General features: G+C 66.2%; 1 protein-coding gene. It reads left to right on the top strand.

Annotated features, from left to right (window positions below):
* Nucleotides 1-116: 116 nt before the first annotated feature.
* Nucleotides 117-1,430, top strand: coding sequence for an IS256 family transposase (locus RZ1_RS29330; RefSeq protein ID WP_072816451.1), 1,314 nt, complete (start codon nt 117-119; stop codon nt 1,428-1,430).
* The last annotated feature ends 33 nt before the right edge of the window (nt 1,431-1,463 follow it).

Here is a 1,463-nt window from a genome sequence, read left to right as displayed (position 1 = left end):
GAGCAATGATCAGAACCTGTGGATCCCGGGAGGGCGTGCCTTCCCGGAAGATGATCTTTGACGAAACAGGATTCTGATCAAGACCAGCGTTGGCGCGCTGGCGGGAAGGCACGCCCGTGCTCACGGTAGTGGACAACATGGACGACTCCAACGAGACCGGGACCGCGGTGGGTTCGGTGCGGTCGTTGCTCGACGAGATCGTCCGCGAGGGTGCCCGGCAGATGCTCGCGGCGGCGTTGCAGGCCGAGGTCGCCGATTACATCGCCCGGCACGCCGGTGAGGTCGACGAGGACGGCCACCGCTTGGTGGTGCGCAACGGCTACCACGTCGAACGCGACGTGATCACGGCCGCCGGCGCGGTGACGGTGAAGGCGCCGCGTGTGAACGACAAGCGCACCAACCCCGACACGGGTGAACGCAGACGGTTCTCCTCGGCGATCCTGCCCGCCTGGGCTCGCAAGTCGACGCAGGTGTCCGAGGTGCTGCCGCTGCTGTATCTGCACGGACTGTCGACCAGTGACTTTGGTCCGGCGCTGGAGCAGTTCCTCGGCACCGGCGCCGGTCTGTCCGCCTCCTCGATCACCCGCCTGACCGCGCAGTGGCAGGACGAAGCGGCGGCGTTCGGGCAGCGTGATCTCTCCCAGGTCGACTACGTGTACCTGTGGGTCGACGGAATCCACCTGAAAGTCCGGTTGGAGCAGGAAAAGCTCTGCCTGCTGGTGATGCTCGGGGTGCGCGGCGATGGGCGCAAGGAACTCGTCGCGATCACCGACGGCTACCGCGAATCGACCGAGTCGTGGGCGGACCTGCTCCGGGATTGCCGCCGCCGCGGGATGCGCGCCCCCGCGCTGGCGGTCGGCGACGGGGCACTCGGGTTCTGGAAGGCGCTGCGGGAGGTGTTCCCCGACACCCGCGAGCAGCGCTGCTGGTTCCACAAACAATCCAATGTTCTTGCCGCACTACCGAAAACGGCGCATCCAGGCGCCCTGGCGGCGATGAAGGACATCTACAACGCCGAAGACATCGACAAGGCCCAGCTGGCGATCGCCGCGTTCGCACGCGACTACGGGGCGAAGTACCCGAAGGCGGTCGCGAAGATCACCGACGACGCCGACGTGCTGCTCGAGTACTTCCGGTATCCGGCCGAGCACTGGGTGCATCTGCGCACCACGAACCCGATCGAAAGTACCTTTGCGACCGTGCGTTTGCGGACCAAGGTGACCAAGGGGCCGGGTTCACGGGCTGCGGGGATGGCGATGGCCTACAAGCTGATCGAGGCCGCCCAGTCCCGGTGGCGTGCGGTCAACGCACCGCACCTGGTCGCGCTCGTGCGTGCGGGCGCGTTGTTCCATAAGGGCAAGCTTCTCGAACGTCCCGTTGACATCACCCCCGAACCGTCCCCGGATGCACCGGTGTCCGAGGTCGCATGACGGCCCCCAATCCACAGGATTTGACTATTGCTC

Source organism: Rhodococcus zopfii NBRC 100606 = JCM 9919 (assembly GCF_001895025.1).
GTDB classification, from domain to species: domain Bacteria; phylum Actinomycetota; class Actinomycetes; order Mycobacteriales; family Mycobacteriaceae; genus Rhodococcus; species Rhodococcus zopfii.
The sequence above is the reverse complement of the archived record's forward strand: the minus strand, read 5'-3'. Positions and strand labels throughout refer to the sequence as shown.